12 protein-coding genes are annotated in these 17019 nt (G+C 75.9%); 3 read left to right on the top strand and 9 right to left on the bottom strand.

What is annotated here, in order from left to right:
- Positions 1 to 4 precede the first annotated feature (4 nt).
- A complete protein-coding gene (locus KDL28_RS22105; RefSeq protein WP_252441375.1) occupies positions 5 to 919 on the bottom strand; it encodes an inositol monophosphatase family protein in 915 nt (304 codons plus the stop codon).
- A gap of 195 nt (positions 920 to 1114) precedes the next feature.
- Here KDL28_RS22105 and KDL28_RS22100 point away from each other — a divergent pair, with 195 nt between their 5' ends.
- Positions 1115 to 2503, top strand: coding sequence for an RNA polymerase sigma factor (locus tag KDL28_RS22100; RefSeq protein ID WP_372497041.1), 1389 nt, complete (start codon positions 1115 to 1117; stop codon positions 2501 to 2503).
- A 564-nt stretch (positions 2504 to 3067) separates the two neighbouring features.
- On the opposite strand, the gene KDL28_RS41625 is transcribed toward KDL28_RS22100, so the two are convergent.
- Together KDL28_RS41625 and KDL28_RS22090 are read right to left on the bottom strand one after the other, a co-directional pair.
- Entirely contained in the window at positions 3068 to 4048 is a 981-nt protein-coding gene (locus tag KDL28_RS41625) for a DedA family protein (RefSeq protein WP_308216041.1), read from the bottom strand.
- A 77-nt stretch (positions 4049 to 4125) separates the two neighbouring features.
- Positions 4126 to 4995, bottom strand: coding sequence for an alpha/beta fold hydrolase (locus KDL28_RS22090; RefSeq protein ID WP_252441374.1), 870 nt, complete (start codon positions 4993 to 4995; stop codon positions 4126 to 4128).
- A 61-nt stretch (positions 4996 to 5056) separates the two neighbouring features.
- On the opposite strand from KDL28_RS22090, the gene KDL28_RS22085 reads away from it, so the two are divergent.
- Positions 5057 to 5620 carry a TetR/AcrR family transcriptional regulator gene (locus KDL28_RS22085; protein ID WP_252441373.1) on the top strand — a complete coding sequence of 188 codons (564 nt, stop codon included), beginning with the start codon at positions 5057 to 5059 and terminating at the stop codon, positions 5618 to 5620.
- Between the two features lie 10 nt (positions 5621 to 5630).
- Here KDL28_RS22085 and KDL28_RS41620 read toward each other — a convergent pair whose 3' ends face one another.
- The 4 genes from KDL28_RS41620 to KDL28_RS22065 are packed head-to-tail and all read right to left on the bottom strand — an operon-like array spanning position 5631 to position 12064.
- Positions 5631 to 9536 carry an ATP-binding protein gene (locus tag KDL28_RS41620; protein ID WP_252441372.1) on the bottom strand — a complete coding sequence of 1302 codons (3906 nt, stop codon included), beginning with the start codon at positions 9534 to 9536 and terminating at the stop codon, positions 5631 to 5633.
- The gene (locus tag KDL28_RS22075) at positions 9533 to 10834 is read right to left on the bottom strand and encodes a sensor histidine kinase (RefSeq protein ID WP_252441371.1); all 1302 of its coding nucleotides are present in this window, start codon (positions 10832 to 10834) and stop codon (positions 9533 to 9535) included. The genes KDL28_RS41620 and KDL28_RS22075 overlap by 4 nt, the downstream gene beginning before the upstream one ends.
- 10 nt (positions 10835 to 10844) lie before the next feature.
- A complete protein-coding gene (locus tag KDL28_RS22070) occupies positions 10845 to 11510 on the bottom strand; it encodes a response regulator transcription factor (protein ID WP_252441370.1) in 666 nt (221 codons plus the stop codon).
- Positions 11501 to 12064 (bottom strand): sensor histidine kinase, encoded by a 564-nt coding sequence (locus KDL28_RS22065; protein WP_252441369.1) that lies wholly within the window; start codon positions 12062 to 12064, stop codon positions 11501 to 11503. The genes KDL28_RS22070 and KDL28_RS22065 overlap by 10 nt, the downstream gene beginning before the upstream one ends.
- A gap of 368 nt (positions 12065 to 12432) precedes the next feature.
- Between KDL28_RS22065 and KDL28_RS22060 the strand changes: the two genes are divergently transcribed.
- A complete protein-coding gene (locus KDL28_RS22060) occupies positions 12433 to 14880 on the top strand; it encodes an Hsp70 family protein (RefSeq protein ID WP_252441368.1) in 2448 nt (815 codons plus the stop codon).
- Between the two features lie 60 nt (positions 14881 to 14940).
- On the opposite strand, the gene sbnB is transcribed toward KDL28_RS22060, so the two are convergent.
- Entirely contained in the window at positions 14941 to 16005 is a 1065-nt protein-coding gene (sbnB, locus tag KDL28_RS22055) for a 2,3-diaminopropionate biosynthesis protein SbnB (protein ID WP_252441367.1), read from the bottom strand.
- Positions 16002 to 17006 (bottom strand): TauD/TfdA family dioxygenase, encoded by a 1005-nt coding sequence (locus tag KDL28_RS22050; protein ID WP_252441366.1) that lies wholly within the window; start codon positions 17004 to 17006, stop codon positions 16002 to 16004. Before KDL28_RS22050 ends, sbnB begins: the two co-directional genes overlap by 4 nt.
- Between the last annotated feature and the right edge of the window lie 13 nt (positions 17007 to 17019).

The raw sequence follows: 17019 nt of genomic DNA, 5'->3' as shown, positions 1-17019 counted from the left end.
ACGGTCAGACGCCGCCTGCGCCGTGCCTGCGGGCCAGCGCGGCCAGCTCCTCGGCGATCGCCGGGGTGGCCGCGAGCAGGGCGTCGGCGCCCAGGCCGTCGTCGGGCGGGACGGAGCCGGTCGGCCCCGGCACGCGCACGACCGCGCCGGCCTCGGCGGCGATGAGGGCGGCCGCGGCCCAGTCCCACCAGTTGGTGCCGTGCTCGAGGTAGGCGTCGACCCAGCCCGCCGCCACCGCGCACAGGTCCAGCGCGGCCGATCCGGTGCGCCGCACGTCGCGCACGAGCGGCAGCAGCCCGCCGATCATCGCGACCTGCCGGGAGCGCCGCTCGGCGCTGTAGGAGAACCCGGTGCCCAGCAGCGACAGCGCGACGTCCGAGGCGCCCGAGACGCGCAGGGGCCGCCCGTCGCAGGTGGCGCCCCCGCCCGCCGCCGCGCTCCACAGCCGCCCGGACGCCGGCTCCACCACCGCCCCGGCCACCGAGCGCCCGTCGCGCACGGCCGCGACGGACACCGCGTACCAGGGCATCCCGTAGAGGAAGTTGACGGTGCCGTCGATCGGGTCGACCACCCAGCACACGCCGGACCCGCTCGCCGCGGCGAGCGCACCGCCCTGCTCCTCGCCCGCCACGGCGTCGCCGGGGCGCAGCTCGGCCAGCCGCCCGCGGATCAGCGTCTCCACCGCCACGTCCGACGCCGTGACGACGTCGGTCGGGGTGGACTTGGTCGACACGCTGTCGCTGGATCGGTCCACCCCGGACGCCGCGTCCCACGGCCGCGGCAGCGAACGCAGGTGCTCGGCCGCCTCCTTCGCCACGCGTTCGGCGATCCGCCGCAGGTCAGCGGGTGTCTCATCAGGATCTGCCGGCAGGTTCTGACCGATCGGCCGCGCCTCGCTCACCCCTGTATCCGACCACATCGGCGCCTTCGGTGTGCCGAGGCGCGAGCCTCGCGGGAACGCGCCGTTACAATGGCCCGGTACCCGATGCGGGATCGGCTCCGACAGCACATCACGGAGTGCGATCCGGCGAGGTATCAGAGAACATCTCCACCTGCAGCCGGATCTCCGACACGTCCCGGCGCACCGCACAGCGCACCGTAGCGAGAGGGCCTAGTGGCAGCCGCAGACTCCGCAACCCGCATCGACCCGTCCGTCGACCCGTCGGCCGGGGCCGCTCCCCGCCGTGCGCGGGCGGGCGGCGCCGCCACGAAGACCGCGGCGAAGGCGCCCCGGTCGAAGGCCGGTCCGGCCAAGAAGGGCGCACCGGCCAAGAAGGGCGCCGACGCCGAGGTCACCGACCTCGACGGCGCCGAGGGCGAGCTGGAAGGCGCCCCGGAGGAGGTCGAGCTCGAGGACGTCGAGCTCGACGCCGAGCTGGTCCCCGACGACGCCGCCGAGGTCGTGGTCGTCGACGAGGAAGACGACGACGATGACGACGACGAGGAACCGGCCAACACCGGCGCCAACCGTCGCAGCCCCGCCCAGCGCGAGCGCTCGTCGAACGCGAAGACCGGCGACTTCGTCTGGGACGAGGAGGAGTCCGAGGCCCTGCGCCAGGCGCGCAAGGACGCCGAGCTCACCGCCTCGGCCGACTCGGTCCGCGCCTACCTCAAGCAGATCGGCAAGGTCGCGCTGCTCAACGCGGAGGAGGAGGTCGAGCTCGCCAAGCGCATCGAGGCCGGCCTCTACGCCGCGGAGCGGATGCGCCGCTCGATCGACGCGGGCGAGAAGGTGTCCCCGCAGCTGCGCCGCGACCTGCGCTGGATCGTCCGCGACGGCGAGCGCGCCAAGAACCACCTGCTGGAGGCCAACCTCCGCCTCGTGGTGTCGCTGGCCAAGCGCTACACCGGCCGCGGCATGGCGTTCCTGGACCTGATCCAGGAGGGCAACCTCGGCCTGATCCGCGCGGTCGAGAAGTTCGACTACACCAAGGGCTACAAGTTCTCCACCTACGCCACGTGGTGGATCCGCCAGGCCATCACCCGCGCGATGGCCGACCAGGCCCGCACCATCCGCATCCCGGTGCACATGGTCGAGGTCATCAACAAGCTGGGTCGCATCCAGCGCGAGCTGCTCCAGGACCTGGGCCGCGAGCCCACCCCGGAGGAGCTCGCCAAGGAGATGGACATCACCCCGGAGAAGGTGCTGGAGATCCAGCAGTACGCCCGGGAGCCCATCTCGCTCGACCAGACCATCGGCGACGAGGGCGACAGCCAGCTCGGCGACTTCATCGAGGACTCCGAGGCCATCGTCGCGGTCGACGCGGTGAGCTTCACCCTCCTGCAGGACCAGCTCCAGTCGGTGCTGGCCACGCTGTCCGAGCGCGAGGCGGGTGTGGTGCGGCTGCGCTTCGGCCTCACCGACGGCCAGCCCCGCACGCTGGACGAGATCGGCCAGGTCTACGGGGTCACCCGCGAGCGGATCCGGCAGATCGAGTCCAAGACGATGTCGAAGCTGCGCCACCCGTCGCGGTCGCAGGTCCTGCGCGACTACCTGGACTGAGACAGACCGACCGACAGATCGACTGATCGCCCTTCGAGCCGCGGAGACGTGGCTCGGAGGGCGATCCCTCGTGCGGTCCTCCCCCGGCACGGGCCGGCTCCGGTCCGGCGCAGCGGCCCGTCCGATCCCGCTGCGAGCACCGACGATCACGACCACCCGCTCGTCCACCGCACGCACCGACGTCCGCCCCTTCGTCGGGGCGGCAGGCCGATGAGCTCGGCGGGAGGCGAACGCCGGCAGCGCGCTGCACGGGATCGACGACCAGCCTAGGTCCCGGGACACCGGCACCCCCGCCCGCGACCGGCTACTCGTCCCCGGCGGGGCCGGGCTCGGCGGGAAGCGGCCCGCTCGGCTCCTCCATCCCGGGCGCGGCCGACCTGTCGTCGTCGCGCTCCGTGCGGATCTGGTCTTCCGCGAGGGCGGGTACCCCTCCTGCTCGGACACGGTCCCTTCCGAGCCTGCACCGGCCGCCCACCTGATCGCCCGCGACGACGGTGCTCTTCACCACCAGCACGAACGTGCTGGTCTACGCGGCGCCGCCCGGGCTGCGGGTGCCGCGACGGCTCAACCGCGGTGCCGGTCGTCGCTCGGTGCCGCGCGGGGCTGGTTCCAGGCCGGCGGGTGGGCCCGCGGCCCGGCCGGCGGGTGCGGCTGGCGGGGCGCGGGCGGGTGCGGGTGCGGGTGGTGGGGACGGCGCACCGCCGGCTGCGGGCGCGGGGCCCTGCGGTCGAAGCGGACGGTCGCGCCCGGGTCGATCCGCACGGTCGGCGCGTCGATCCGGACGGTCGCGGCGTCGACGCCGGGCCCGACGGGCCGGGCGGGCGCGGCCGGTTCGACGGCCACCGGTTCGATGGCCGCGGGCCCGACGGCCGCCGGCTCGGCGGCGGGCGGTGCCGCCGGCTCCACCGCGTCGGCCGCGGCGCGCCGGGCGCGGACGCGGCGGACGACGAACCACACCACCGCGACCCCGAGCAGCCCGACGACCACCTTCGAGACCACCGACATGTACGGCTCGATGACGCCCCAGTTCGCCCCCAGGCCGTAGCCGGCCAGCACGAACGCGGTGTTCCACAGGAGGCTGCCCGCCGTGGTCAGCAGGGCGAACAGCGGCAGCGACATCCGCTCCAGCCCGGCGGGCACCGAGACCAGGCTGCGCACGAGCGGCACCATCCGGCCGAAGAACACGGCCTTCGCGCCGTGCCGAGCGAACCACTCCTCGGCCTTGACCACGTCGGCCACGTCCACCAGCGGCATCCGGTCGGCGATGGCGATCAGGCGCTCGCGCCCCAGCGCGGCGCCCGCCCCGTAGAGGACCAGGGCGCCGACCAGCGAGCCCAGCGTGGTCCAGATGATCGCGGCGAGCACGCTCATCTCGCCGCGCGCGGCGGCGAACCCGGCCAGCGGCAGGAACACCTCGCTCGGCAGCGGCGGGAACACGCTCTCCAGCGCGATCGCCAGCCCCACCCCCGGCGCGCCGAGCGTCTCCATGAGGCCAACGACCCAGCCGACGATCCCACCGTCGGCGGCCACCGGAACGGTACTCATGCCACACACGGTAGAGAAGAACCCTTTTCGGGCATCGCACCCGGGGGTGCCCGCGTCCCCCTGCCTGGCGAAACCCGTCAGGCCGCGGCGACCAGTGCGGCGACCCGGTCGGCCACCCGGTCGGGGAACTCGCCGTTGAGCGCGTGCGACGCGTCGGGCCACAGCTCGACCGTCGCGTTCGGGATCAGCCCGGCGCGGGCGGCGGCCCGGCCGGGGTGGTGGATGATGCTGCGGCCCGCGATCACCACGAGGGCCGGCGCGGTGATCGCCCGGAGCTGCGCGTCGGTCGGGTACGTCGGGAAGGGCTGCGCCCTGCGGTAGCCCCGCATCCCGGCCTCGATCATCCGCCCGACCGCGTGCTCCTCGGCCCTGGCCCCGCCGGCGATCCAGCTGAGGTTCGCCTGCTGCACCCGCTTCGGCAGCGGGAGCGTGGCGACCAGCGAGAACAGCACGGCCTTGACGCCGATCCGCCCGACGGTGCCGGCCGGGTCGAGCAGGGTGAGCGAGGCGAGCAGGTCGGGGCGGTGCATCGCGAGGTTGGCCGCGCTCCAGCCGCCGAACGACAGGCCGAGCAGGTGCACGCCCGACAGGCCCAGCCCGTCGAGGGTCTCGCCGAGCCAGCGGGCCTGGTCGGCGGGGCCGGTGATGGCGCGCGTCTGCTCGGACAGCCCGGGCTCGCCGAGCAGGTCGACCGTCACGACGGGGAGCCCGATGCGCAGCAGGGACGGGAGGTTGTCCGCCCACACCGGTGTGCTCGACGCGGTGCCGGGCAGCAGCACGAGCGGCGGCCCGACCTCGGCCGGCCCGAACCGGTACGTGCGCACCGTGCCGAAGGACGTCTCGACGTCGTCGGTGGCGGCCGGCGCGGGCAGCTCGGCCATCGCCTCGTCGTAGGCGGCCACGAACCGCTCGCGCGCCGCGGTGCTGGTGAATCCCCCGACAGCCATCGGTCCCCCTCCTTGACGATACGATCGTATCGTAGCAGGGGGACGCTGGGAGGATGCCCGCATGGACGAGCCCGGGACGCGGGCGGCGATCGGCCGAGCGCTGCTGGAACTGCTGGCCGAGGGCCGGGCGGTCAGCTACGGCGCGACCGCGAGCCGGGCGGGCGTGTCCAAGGGGCTCGTCCAGCACTACTTCCCCGACCGCACCCGGCTGGTCCGCTTCGCCGCGACCACCCTGGCCGCCCGGCTCGGGGAGCGCCTGCGCGGCGCCGTGGCCGACCCCGCCACCGACGCCGCGACGACGCTGGCCGACGCGCTGGTCGCGCTGCTGCCCGCGACCCCCGACTCCCGGCTCGACGAGGCGGCGGGCCGCGCGCTGTTCGCGCTCGCGCTCACCGACCCGCAGACCAACCGCGACTACCGCGACGGCCGCCGGGCCGTCGCCGGTCTGGTGCGCGACCTGCTGGCCGCCGCCGCACCCGAGCGCGGACCGGGCTGGCTGGCCGCGACCGCCCGCGACCTGCTCGGCACGCTCGCCGAGCTCGGCACCGACCTGGTGCTGGGCGAGCTCACCGCCGACGAGGCCACGACCGCGCTGCGGGGTCGGGTCCGCGACGCCGTCGCCTGAGGCGGGGTCGTCATCGGGGGCGTTCCCCCTCCCCCGGCGGATCGCCCGCCGACCGGTCCGGGTCGTCGACCTCGGCCCCCAGCCGCTCGCAGGTGCGGACCAGGACCTGCGCGGCCTCGCGGGCCCGGGTCGAGACCACCGGGTGCGCGGCCAGCGCCCGCCACCGGGCCGCCTGGTGCGCCGTCGCCGACCGCACCTGCCCGGCCGTCGTGTCGACGGCCACGCCCAGCCGGACCCGGACGTCGGCACCGGCCGCGCCCAGCAGCCGCTCGGCCACCCGGCGCTCGTCGCCGGGCAGGCCCAGCTCGCCGGACCGCAGCGCGTCCAGCAGCTCGATCTCGCGCAGCTCGTGCGCCCCGGCGCGGACCCGTTCGAGCTGGTAGCGCAGCGAGCGGGCGCTCTCGCCGGGTGGCGGCGACGCCCCCAGCACCGTGTCCAGCCCGGTCAGCACGGACCGGGTGCGCAGCGGATCGCTCCGGCGCAGGAACCGGGACGCGACCACCTCCTGCAGGTCGGCCAGGCCGCTGTGGCGCACCAGCGCCGCCGCGAGCTCGGCGCGGCCGCCCCCCTCGCCGCAGCGCACCAGCGCGAGCGCCCGTCGGGCACCCAGCGGGCCCAGCCGGTCGATCAGCGCGGTGGCGGCGTCCCTCGTGTCGGCCGGGTCCCCGGTCGCCCACCGCTGCAGCAGCCGGTGCTCCTCGTCGCCGAGGCGGGCCGCGGCGACGGCCGTGGCCGGCGCGACCGGCACGACCGTGTGGCAGACCCGGCGCACGGCGGGGTCCGCGGCGTACTCCGCGGCGGCCGCGCCGCCCTGCCCGGTCGGGTCGTCCGCCCGGGCCAGCACCCCGATCGCGCGCTGCCCCGCGGCGTGCAGGAGGTCGAGCAGCGCCATGTCGGCGGGCCGCCCGTAGTGCAGCAGCAGCACGAACGCGTCGGCTCCTGGCGGTTCGCCGCCCGCGGTCCCGACCAGGGCCCGGACCTGGCCGAGCGCCTCGGCGGACAGGCGCTCGGGGCCGCGGACCCGCGGGGTCGGGACGTCGATGAGCGTCATCGCCCGCAGCGCGGGAGCGGGGAGGGCGACCACCGCGGCGGGGCCGGACTCGACGCGCTCGTCGCCGTAGACGTAGCGGACGGGCACCGGCGCCGCCGGCGGCGGCGGCACCGCGGGGGTGCCGACCATGGCCTCCACCAACATCCGCCGCAGGTCGTCCACGGCTCCGAGCACCGCGATGCGCAGCGGCTCGTCGAGCCGGTGCGCGAGGTCGTCGACGCGGGACTGCGCGGGGGTGCCGCGGTAGGCAACGCAGGTCGCCCGGGCCAGGGCGCGCACCTGGCCGGCCAGTCGGGGCAGCTCCAGGGGGAGGTCCGCGGCCACCTCCTCCGGGGCGGACTCCGGCGCCGGTTCCCGGGGCGGCTCGGGCACGGCGACGGGGTCGACGGCGGGCATGGTCGGGGGGTCGAACGCGGGCACGGTCGGCGCCTCGACATCGGGCACGGCGGTGGGTCCAGGAGTGGGCCCAGAAGCGGGCACGGCCGTGGGCACCGGGGTCACCACGGCGGTCGGCTCGGGCTGGGGCACGGCGATCAGCACGGTGGTGGCCGCGGACCCGCGCGCGGTCGTGGGCACCGTGGGTTCGTCGACGGAGGGCGGGGCCGCGGACCCGCCCTCCGGGGGCACCGGGACGGAGCCCTCGACCGTGGTGCCCGCCCCCGGTGCCGACCGGATCGTGACGACCCCGCCCACCGCGGCGATCCGGGTGGCCATGTTCCGCAGGCCCCGCCCGCCCGCGGCGTCCGCGGCGGGGTCGAACCCCGGTCCCTCGTCGCGCACGGTGAAGGCGAGGGCGCCCGCCCGCTCGGCCAACCGCACGGTCACCGGGGCGCCCGCGGCGTGCTTGCGCGCGTTGCCCACCGACTCGGTGCAGCAGAACCACACGGCCGCAGCCACATCGGCCGGGAACCGCCTGCCGTCGGGCACGCCGTCGGTCTCGACGTCGATGGGCGGGTGCGCGGCGGCGAGCTCGGCGCGCAGCGCGGGCACGAGCCCTTCCTGCGCCACCACCTGCGAGGACACGCCGTCGGCCGTGGCCGCGAGCACCGCCTCCGCGGCGGCGAGCTGCTCGGTCAGCACGCCGAGCCGCTCCTGCGCGAGGTCCAGCTCACCGGTGCCGAGGTGGTGCTCGACCAGGCCGAGGGCGAGTCGCAGCGACACCAGGTTGTGCTGGGCGCCGTCGTGCAGGTCGCGCTCGATGCGGCGCCGCTCGCTGTCCATCTCGGCGACCGCCCGGCGCCGCGACACGGCGATCTCCTCCGCGTGCGCGAGCGCCGCGCGCAGCTGCCGCTCGAGCTCGATCGCCGACCGGCTGGCCTCCAGGACCACGCCGAGGCCGTCGGCGATGTCGGTGAACAGCTGCTCGCGCTGGGCGTTGACGCCCGACACCGCCTGGCGGTCCACGGCCAGCGCCCCGACCTGCTCGTCGCCGTGGCGGACGGGGACCTCGACCAGGTCGTCGATGTCGAAGCCACCGGTGCGATCGGCCCACTCGTAGCGGCGGTCGCGCAGCCCGGGCCGCCGCACGGTCAGCCGGCACACGCCCGCGCCGAGCCCGCGGGCGATGGCCTCGGCGACCTGGGCCAGGTCGGGGGCCGAACCGGACGAGGAGGCCGCGCTCGAGCGCAGCAGCGCCGTGACGTCGGCCAGCACCCGGTACGGGGCCGGGCGGCGCCCGTAGAGCAGCCGGTCGACGAGCCGCTCGACGCGGATGCACAGCGGGCCGAGGGCCACCGCGGCGGCCACCCCCGCGGCCACCTCCGCGACCCCGGCGTCGACCACGCCGTCGGCGAGCGCCCCCAGCAGCACGAAGCCCCCGCCACCGACCGCTCCCACGAGCAGCACCGCGAGGCCGCGGCTGAACCAGTGCTCCGCGGTCCACAACCGGTCCTGGCGCGCGGCGAGCAGGACGACGACGGCGATGGCCGCCGACGCCAGCCGGGAGAACCAGAACAGCAGCGCCGTCGGGTCGCCGACGGGCCCGGCCGTGTCCGTCCCCGACCGGGGCTCGGTCGGCTCGACCAGCGCCAGGTACGGCGCGGCGCCCAGCAGGTCGAGCAGCAGCGTGACCACGGCGAGCACGGCCATCACCGCGAAGCCGCCGACGACCATGCTGAACAGCAGGCGGGCCTGCGTGCGGGCGGCGGCGCCGGGGCCGCGGCGGACGCGGCGGGGCAGCACCACGAGCCCCACCACCGGGACGACGAACCCGAAGAACAGCACGCAGTTCGCGGTGTGCGGGAGCAGCGCGGCGCCCAGGCCGACCAGGGCGAAGGCCGCGGTGCCGACCACCACGAGCGCCCGGCGGACCGGCCAGCCCTCGGACATGAGGTCCCACGGCGGGGTCGGGAACAGCAGCAGGGCCAGGACGTACGCGGCGCAGGCGGTGCCGAGCAGCACGGCCCCGTGCACGCCGCTCGCGGTGAGCCCGGTCGCCTGCTCGAGGCCGCGGGAGGCGGCGTGCGCCTGCATGTTGAACGCTCCGGCCGAGCCGGCCAGCGCGACCGCGAGCAGCCGGATCGACCAGGTGCGCGGGCCCGCGGTGATCAGCACGACCGCGAGGACCAGGTTGAGGGTGCTGAACCCGTAGTCCAGGCCGAGCTGGCCGAGCGGCCCGCTGGCCGGTGCGGCGTCCACGGCCGCGCGCGCCCACCAGCTCCCCGACGCCCCGAGGGACGCGGCGACCTGCGGCGAGTACCGGACCGCCGCCGCGACGACGCCCAGCACGAGCCAGATCACCGAGACGGCGGCGCTCAGCACCAGCAGCACGCCGAGGCCTGCGCGGGCGGTGGCGGCGGCCAGGCCCGCACCCCGGTGGGCGCCGCCGGTGATGGTGGCGCGCACGGCGGTGAGCACGCCCGTCACGTCGCCGTCCCCGCGCCGACCAGCGGCTCCAGCCGGTCGGGGAGCCAGGCCAGCACCGTGGTGCCCGCGGCGTACTCGGTGACCTCCACGGCGCCGCCCAGCGCCGCCAACCGCTCGATGTCGCCGGCGAGCTCGGTGCGCAGCGCGGCGGCCGAGCCGGGACCCAGCTCGGGATCGTCGATCCGCACCGACAGCCGGCCGTCGCGGTGCTCCAGGCGCAGGTGCAGCTCGGTGTGCGCGGGCCGGCCCGCGAGGTGGGTGACGGCGGCCGCGGCCAGGTAGTAGATGCCCGACTCGACCTCCCAGGCCAGCCGCGACCCCGGTTCGCCGGTCAGCCGCACCTCCCGGGGCAGGTCGGCCAGCACCTCCTCGAGCGCGGCGGCGGGTCCGAGGTCGCGCAGCACCGCCGGGTACACCCCGCGGGCGATCACCCGGAACCGCGCCAGCAGCTCGTCCAGCGAGGCGCGGGCCCGCGCCAGCGCCTCCTCCGCCGGGCCGGGTCGCCGCGGCGCGGCGGACAGGTCGTCGGTGGCCTCCCGCAGCGCGGTGCGCAGCACCTCGAGCCGTTCGGTCGTCGCGTGCGAGATCTCCGCGCCCAGCCGCTGCCGCTCGACCTCCCTGGCCCGGGTCAGCCTGCGCCGCGACTCGCCGAGCTGGTCGGCGAGCTCGGCGGCCTGGCGGACGCGCTCCTGCAGCTCGGCGCGCCGCTGCACGCTGCGCAGCAGCAGGCCGGCGCCGTCGGCGACGTCCCGCATGAGGCGCTGGTCGGCCGGGGTGACCGGGGCGTCGGCCTTGTCGATCACGAGCGCGGCCCGCAGCACGGTCCCGTCCAGCACCGGCACCACGTGGTCGGTGCCCGGCCGGGCGAGCAGCACGGCGAGGTTCTCCGCGATCGGAACCGGCCCGTCGGCTGGCGGGTGCGCCGCCACCTCCAGCAGCCTGCCCTCGACCACCAGCCACAGCGCGGCCCGCTGCGCGCCGGTGCCGTCGGCGAGCACCTGGGCCAGGCCGGGCAGCGCCTGCCCGAGGGAGCGGGCCCTGGTCCGCGCCGTCGTCTGGGCGAGCACCGAGTAGGGCGTGGTGAACCGGTGGCGGGTGAGCCTGCGGACGAGCCGGTCCATCGGCTCCCTGGCCGCGACCATCCCGACGGCCGCCACTCCCGCGGCGACGAACGGCAGCAGCACCCGCTGGCCCGCCCACACCAGCGGGTCCAGCGCGAGCACCACCGCGAAGACCGCGCCCGTCCAGCTCGCGACCAGCAGCAGCCGCAGCGCTCTGGCCGCGAGTGCCCGGTTCACGAAGGGTCCGCTACTCGCCGTCACGTTGCGCGCGGAGGTACGTGAGCACGGCCAGCACCCGCCGGTGCTGCTCGGAGGTGTCGGCGTGCAGCCCGAGCTTGCCGAAGATGTTCGCGATGTGCTTCTCCACGGCCTTGGGCGTGACGAACAACTGGGCGGCGATTCCACCGTTCGAGCGGCCCTCGGCCATCAGGGCCAGCACGTCGGTCTCGCGCTCGGACAGCGACGAGACCAGGCTCTTGCGCTCGGCGCGCGGCCGCTCGACCAGGCGCTTGGCCAGCACCGGCTCGATGACGATCTCACCGGCGGCGATCCGCGTGAGCGTGTCGGACAGCACCTCGACGCTGCCCACCTTCTCCTTGAGCCGGTAGCCGATGGCGTCGGTGCCGATCTGCAGGATGCGCAGCAGGTAGTGCGATTCGGCGTAGTGCGACAGGAACAGCAGGCCCATGTCCGGGTGCGCGGCCCGCAGCCGCTCCGCGGTCACCAGCCCGCCGTCGGGCCCGGGGGGCATCCGGATGTCCAGGATCGCGACGTCGGCGGGGCAGCCGCGCAGCGTGGCGACGAGCTCGTCGCCGCCTGCCGCGCACGCGACGATCTCGTGCCCCGCCGCCTTGAGCAGCATGAGCAGCCCTTCCCGGAACAGGGCGCCGTCCTCGGCGAGCGCTACGCGCATGGGATCCTCACAGTGATCAGGGCCCCGGCCCCCACCTCGACGGTCCCGCCCAGAAGGCGCACTCCGTCGTGGATCGCAGCAGCATGGCAGGCGTCGACACCGCCGACGACCACCACGAGGGCGTCGCCCTCGCGACGAATGACGACATCGATCACCCGGCTGGCGGCTGGTGCGTTGGTCTGTTCGGGTATGCGCCGGCTCGGGGGCGCGGTCAGGCAGCCGAGCAGCGTGAAGTACGCGGCCCCCTCGGCCGCGGCGCCGAACCGCTCGTCGGGGGCGTCGATCCGCACCGGCACCGGCGAGCGGTCCGCGACCTCCCGCAGCGCGGGGCCCAGGCCGACCTCGTCGAGCAGCGGCGGGTAGAGGTTGCCCGCCACCTCGCGCAGCTCCTGGAGCACTTCGTGCAGCTCACCCTGCAGGTCGTCGATCGCGTCCTGCAGCTCCCGGTCGTCGTCGGGCCTGCGGTGGCGCAGCAGGCCGAGCCGCAGCGCCAGCGCGGAGATCCGCAGCGCGGCGCCGTCGTGCAGCTGGCGCTCGAGGTCGCGGCGGCGCATCCACTGCCGGTGGGCGCTGCGGCGCAGGCGCGCCTCGTCCTCACCGGCCGGGCGCGAGCCGGTGCACCCGGTCGGTCGCGAGCCGGACGGGGGGAGTGGAGATGACGCGGGGCCCGCCCCGGGTGGCACGGACTCTAGCGTCATAAGGCGAGTGTGAACCTCTGCGCAGCGTGACCACAGGGGGGCGCCCCCCGCCGCGGGTAGGGTTCACCCCCGCCCCGTCGGCCCACCACCAGTCGGGGCAGGCGCATGCCGCCAGACGGGGCTGATCGCGCCGCAGGTGGTTGTCCCTTGCGAACGACCGTTACGTATCACTCGCGCCCAACGACTCCTCGTAACGTGAAGGGCGTCACGAGGAGGAGGCGGTAGTGTCGTACAGCCTGGGGGTCGACCTCGGCACGACCTTCGTGGCGGCGGCCGTCGCCAGGGGGACGCGCGTCGAGATGCTCACCCTCGGCGACCGCACGGTGGTGACGCCCGCGGTCGTGTTCGCCCGCGACGACGGCCGCATCGTCACCGGCGACGCGGCCAACCGCCGTGCGGTGAGCGACCCGCAGCGCGTGGGCCGCGGGTTCAAGCGCCGCCTCGGCGACCCCGCACCGGTGCTGCTGGGCGGGTCGCGGCACCCGGTCACCTCCCTGCTCGCCGCCGTCCTGTCCGACGCCGTCTCGCGGGTCCGCGCGACCGAGGGCGGCCCCCCGGACCGGGTCGTGCTGACCCATCCGGCGAGCTGGGGCCCCTACCGCCGCGAGCTGTTCGACGAGGTCCCGCACCTCGCCGGCATCCCGCGGGCGCAGACGACCACCGAGCCGCAGGCCGCGGTGGCGCACCACGCCGCGGCGGGCAGGCTCCGCGACGGCGAGGCCGTGGCCGTGTACGACCTCGGCGGCGGCACCTTCGACGTCACCGTGCTGCGCAAGCGCACGTCGAGCATCGACATCCTGGGGGTGCCGCAGGGCATCGAGCGCCTCGGCGGCGACGACTTCGACGACGCCGTGCTGGCCCACATCGACGCCGTCTCGGGCGGGGCGCTCTCGGAGCTGGACCTCGCCGACCCGCAGACCGGCACCGCGATGGCCCGGCTCCGCCAGGACTGCACGCTGGCCAAGGAGGCGCTGTCGGTCGACACCGAGGCCACCATCCCGGTGTTCCTGCCCAACCGGCACTTCGACGTGCGCCTCACCCGGGCCGAGTTCGAGGACATGATCCGCCCCCACGTCGAGTCGACCATCGGCGCGCTCATCCGCACGCTGCAGTCCGCGCGGGTCGACCGCAGCGAGCTCAGCGCGGTGCTGCTGGTCGGCGGCTCCTCCCGGATCCCGCTCGTCGCCCGGATGATCACCGAGGCGCTGCGTCGCCCGACGCTGGTCGACACCCATCCGGAGTACGCCGTCGCGCTCGGCGCCGCCGCGCTCGCGGCCGAGCTGGACCCGGCGCCCGCCGGGTTCCGCGGCGGCCGGAGCACCGTGGCGCCGCGCATGCCCTACCCCCGGGCACCGAACGCCGCCCGCGCGCCGGGGTCGCTCGCGGGTGCCGGGCCGTCGGTGGCGACGCCACCCGCCTGGCCCGACGCGGCGTGGGCACCGGCCGGGTCGGGGTACGACCACGTGGAACCGCTTCCGCCGGGCGGGTCGGCTCCCGCGCGCGCCGGCTCCGGCCTCGCGGCCCCACCCGGCCCCGAGCCGTCCGCACCGCCGCCGGACGCCGCGGAGCGGCGCAGGCGCGTCCTGGTCGTCGCGGCCGCCGCCGCGGCGCTGGTCCTGCTGGCCGCGTCCATCAGCTACCTCCTGGTGCAGAGCCGGGCCGCCGGCGCGCCGCGGGCCGAGCCGGTGCCGAGCACGGTGGTGATCTCACCGGCCGCGCAGTACCCGGAGACGACCCCGTCGGTGCCGCCCGAGCCGGTCGCCAGCGCACCCGGACCGGTGGTCGGCGCGCAGGTCCCGGTCGGCCCGACGCCGGGCTTCGTCGCCATCGCGCCCAACGGCAGGGCCGCGTACGTCGCCAACCGCGCGGCCGGGGTCGTCACGGTCGTCGACACCACCATCGACCAGGCGACCGCCACCATCGCGGTCCCGGACGGGCCGCCGCAGCTCCTGGCGTTCTCGCCCGACGGCGCGCAGCTCTACGTCGGCGTCTCGACCGAGCCGGAGACCTCGACCAACCGCCTCGCCGTGCTCGACACCGCCTCGAACGCGGTCCTGACCAGCATCCCGGTCGGCTCCCCGCCGTTCGGGCTGGACGTCTCGCCCGACGGGTCCCGCATCTACGTGCCCAGCTACGGCACCGTCTCGGTCATCGACACCGGCAGCGACGAGATCGTCGACGACATCCGCGTCGATCCGCACCCCCACCGGCTGGAGCTCTCCGCGGACGGCACCCGGGCCTACACGGCGAACCACGAGTCCGACCTGGTCAGCGTGCTCGACACCGGCGCCGGGACGGTGCTCGCCGAGATCCCGGTGCAGACCAACCCGCACAGCCTCGCCGTGCACCCCGGCCTGCCGCTGGTGGCCGCCGTGAACTACGGCAGCGACTCGGTGAGCATCATCGACACGACGACCGACCAGGTGGTGGCCACCATCCCGGTGGGCACGCACCCGCAGGACCTCGCCTGGGCGCCCGACGGGCGGCACCTCTACGTCGTCAACGTCGACTCCGACGACCTGACGGTGATCGCCACCGAGGGGTTCCAGCCGGTCGCCACCGTCCCCACCGGCGACGCGCCCACGAGCATCGCCGTGCTGCCGGACGGGACGAAGGGCTACGTCACCAACCTCAACAGCGGCACGCTGACCGTCCTCGACCTGGACGGCTGACCGCGCGGGCGGTCGGGGTCGCCGCGGGCCGGCCGCGGGCCGGCGCACGGCGACCCGGGCTCAGCCGTGGCGGCGCAGCTCGTGGAAGAAGTCGTCGACGACCCGCAGCTCGCCCGACCCGACGACCCGGTCGTAGACGTACTTGCCGACCGCCAGGTCGAGCACGCCCAGCCCGAACGGGGAGAACACCACCGGCCGGTCGGCCGGCACCGCCACCCGCCCGGCCAGGACGTCGTCCAGCGTGCCGTCCAGGAAGTCCCGGCTGCCGGTGATCTGCTCCACCAGGTGCGGGGAGGTGTCGGCCTTGAGGCAGTGCTCGACGTCGTCGACGATGTTCGTCGAGGCCAGCAGGATCTCCGGGTCGAGGTCGCGCAGCGACACGTGCAGCACGAGCGGGTTGTGCGCGAACCACTCCACGTCGTGGACGTGCGGGCGCGCCGCGACGGTGGCGAACACGACCAGGTCGCTCGACCGGATCAGCGCCTCCGCGCTGTCGTGCACGGTGATCCGGCCGGTGGCGCCCGAGCGCTCCAGGTAGCCGCGGTAGCCCGCGGCGCTGTCGGCCGACAGGTCGTGCACGCCGATCTCGTCGAACTCCCACCCGGTGCCGGCGAGGAAGCCGTGGATGTAGCGGGAGATGAGCCCGGTGCCGATGAAGCCGACGCGCCGCGGCCGGGTCCGGGTGCGGCTGAGCCGGTCGGCGGCCAGCGCCGCGGACGCCGCGGTCCGGGCGGCGCTGATGATCGAGCTCTCCAGCACCGCGAAGGGGTAGCCGGTCTCGCGGTCGTTGAGGATCAGCACGGCCGACGCCCTGGGGATCCCGGCGGCGACGTTCTCCGGGAAGCTGGAGATCCACTTCAGGCCGTCGACCCGGGCCCGCCCGCCCAGCGACGCGGGCAGGGCGATGATCCGCGCGGTGGGGCGGTCGGGGAAGCGCAGGAAGTACGACGGCGGGTTCACCGAGTCGCCCTCGCCGTGCCAGCGGTAGGCCTCCTCGACCATCGCGACGACCTCGGCCTCGCGGCCCTCCAGCGCCCGCTGCACCTGCCCACCGGAGATCACCGCGAACGTCGGCGCGCCGACCGCGGGGGCGGTGCCGGCCGCGGTCTCGGGTGCGACGGTCATCGCGCACCCACGTCCACGGTCGGGGCGCAGTGGGCCAGCCGCACCGGGTCGGCCAGCCCGACGAGCACCTCGCGCGGGCCGGTGTAGGCCTCGCGGCTGTGCGCGGTGCGCAGGTTGTCGACCATCAGCAGGTCGCCGGACTGCCACGGCTCGCGCGCGGTGTGCTCCTGGTAGACGCCGTTCAGCAGGGCCACGACGTCCTCGCCGATCGGCTCGCCGCCGCCGAAGCGGGTGGTGAACGGCAGCCCGTCCGGGCCGTAGACGTCGACCAGGTACTCGCGCACGTCGGGGTCGAGCGTCCACTCGTTGAGGAAGGCGATCTGGTTGAACCAGCTGCGCCGACCGGTGACCGGGTGGCGCACCACCGCGCTGCGGCGCTGCCAGGTGCGCAGCGCCCCGTCCGGCTGCCACTGGAAGGCGATCCCGTTGGCCCGGCAGTAGCGCTCCACCTGCGTCCGGTCCTCGGTGCCGAACGCCTCCGCGAACGACCCGCCGATCTCGTCGTTGTAGCAGCGGGTCAGCAGCCAGCCCTCGCGCTCGAACCGGGCGACCAGGTCGCGGGGCAGCGCGTCGAGCACGGCCGACGAGTCGGCCACCCCGGTGGCCCCGCCCGTCTCCGGCGCCGTCAGGCAGGCGAACAGCATCATCCCCGGGAACTCCAGGGTGTAGCTGAGCTCGTTGTGCATGCACATCTGCTGGTTGGCGGGCCACTTCGTGGACGAGTGGACACCGCCGGGGTGGCTCTGGCGCGGCGCGAACGCCTCGGCCTCGCCCATCAGGTGGTGGGTCAGCCGGGCGAACACGGCGGCGACCTGCGCGGAGTCGCGCAGGCCCAGCCCGCGCACCAGGACCGCGCCGTACTCGAGCACGGCCGCGCGCAGGGCGTCGCGGTGCGCGGCCGCCCAGCCCGGCGCGTCGCCCGTGGCCGGCACCCGCAGCACGGCGGGCCGTCCCGGCCGGCGTTCCAGATCGAGCATCGGGGTGGGGAATGGGGATGGCATGTCGGTTTCCTCT

The sequence above is a fragment of the Pseudonocardia humida genome (assembly GCF_023898865.1).
GTDB lineage: Bacteria > Actinomycetota > Actinomycetes > Mycobacteriales > Pseudonocardiaceae > Pseudonocardia > Pseudonocardia humida.
This window is presented reverse-complemented; position numbering and strand designations above follow the sequence as displayed.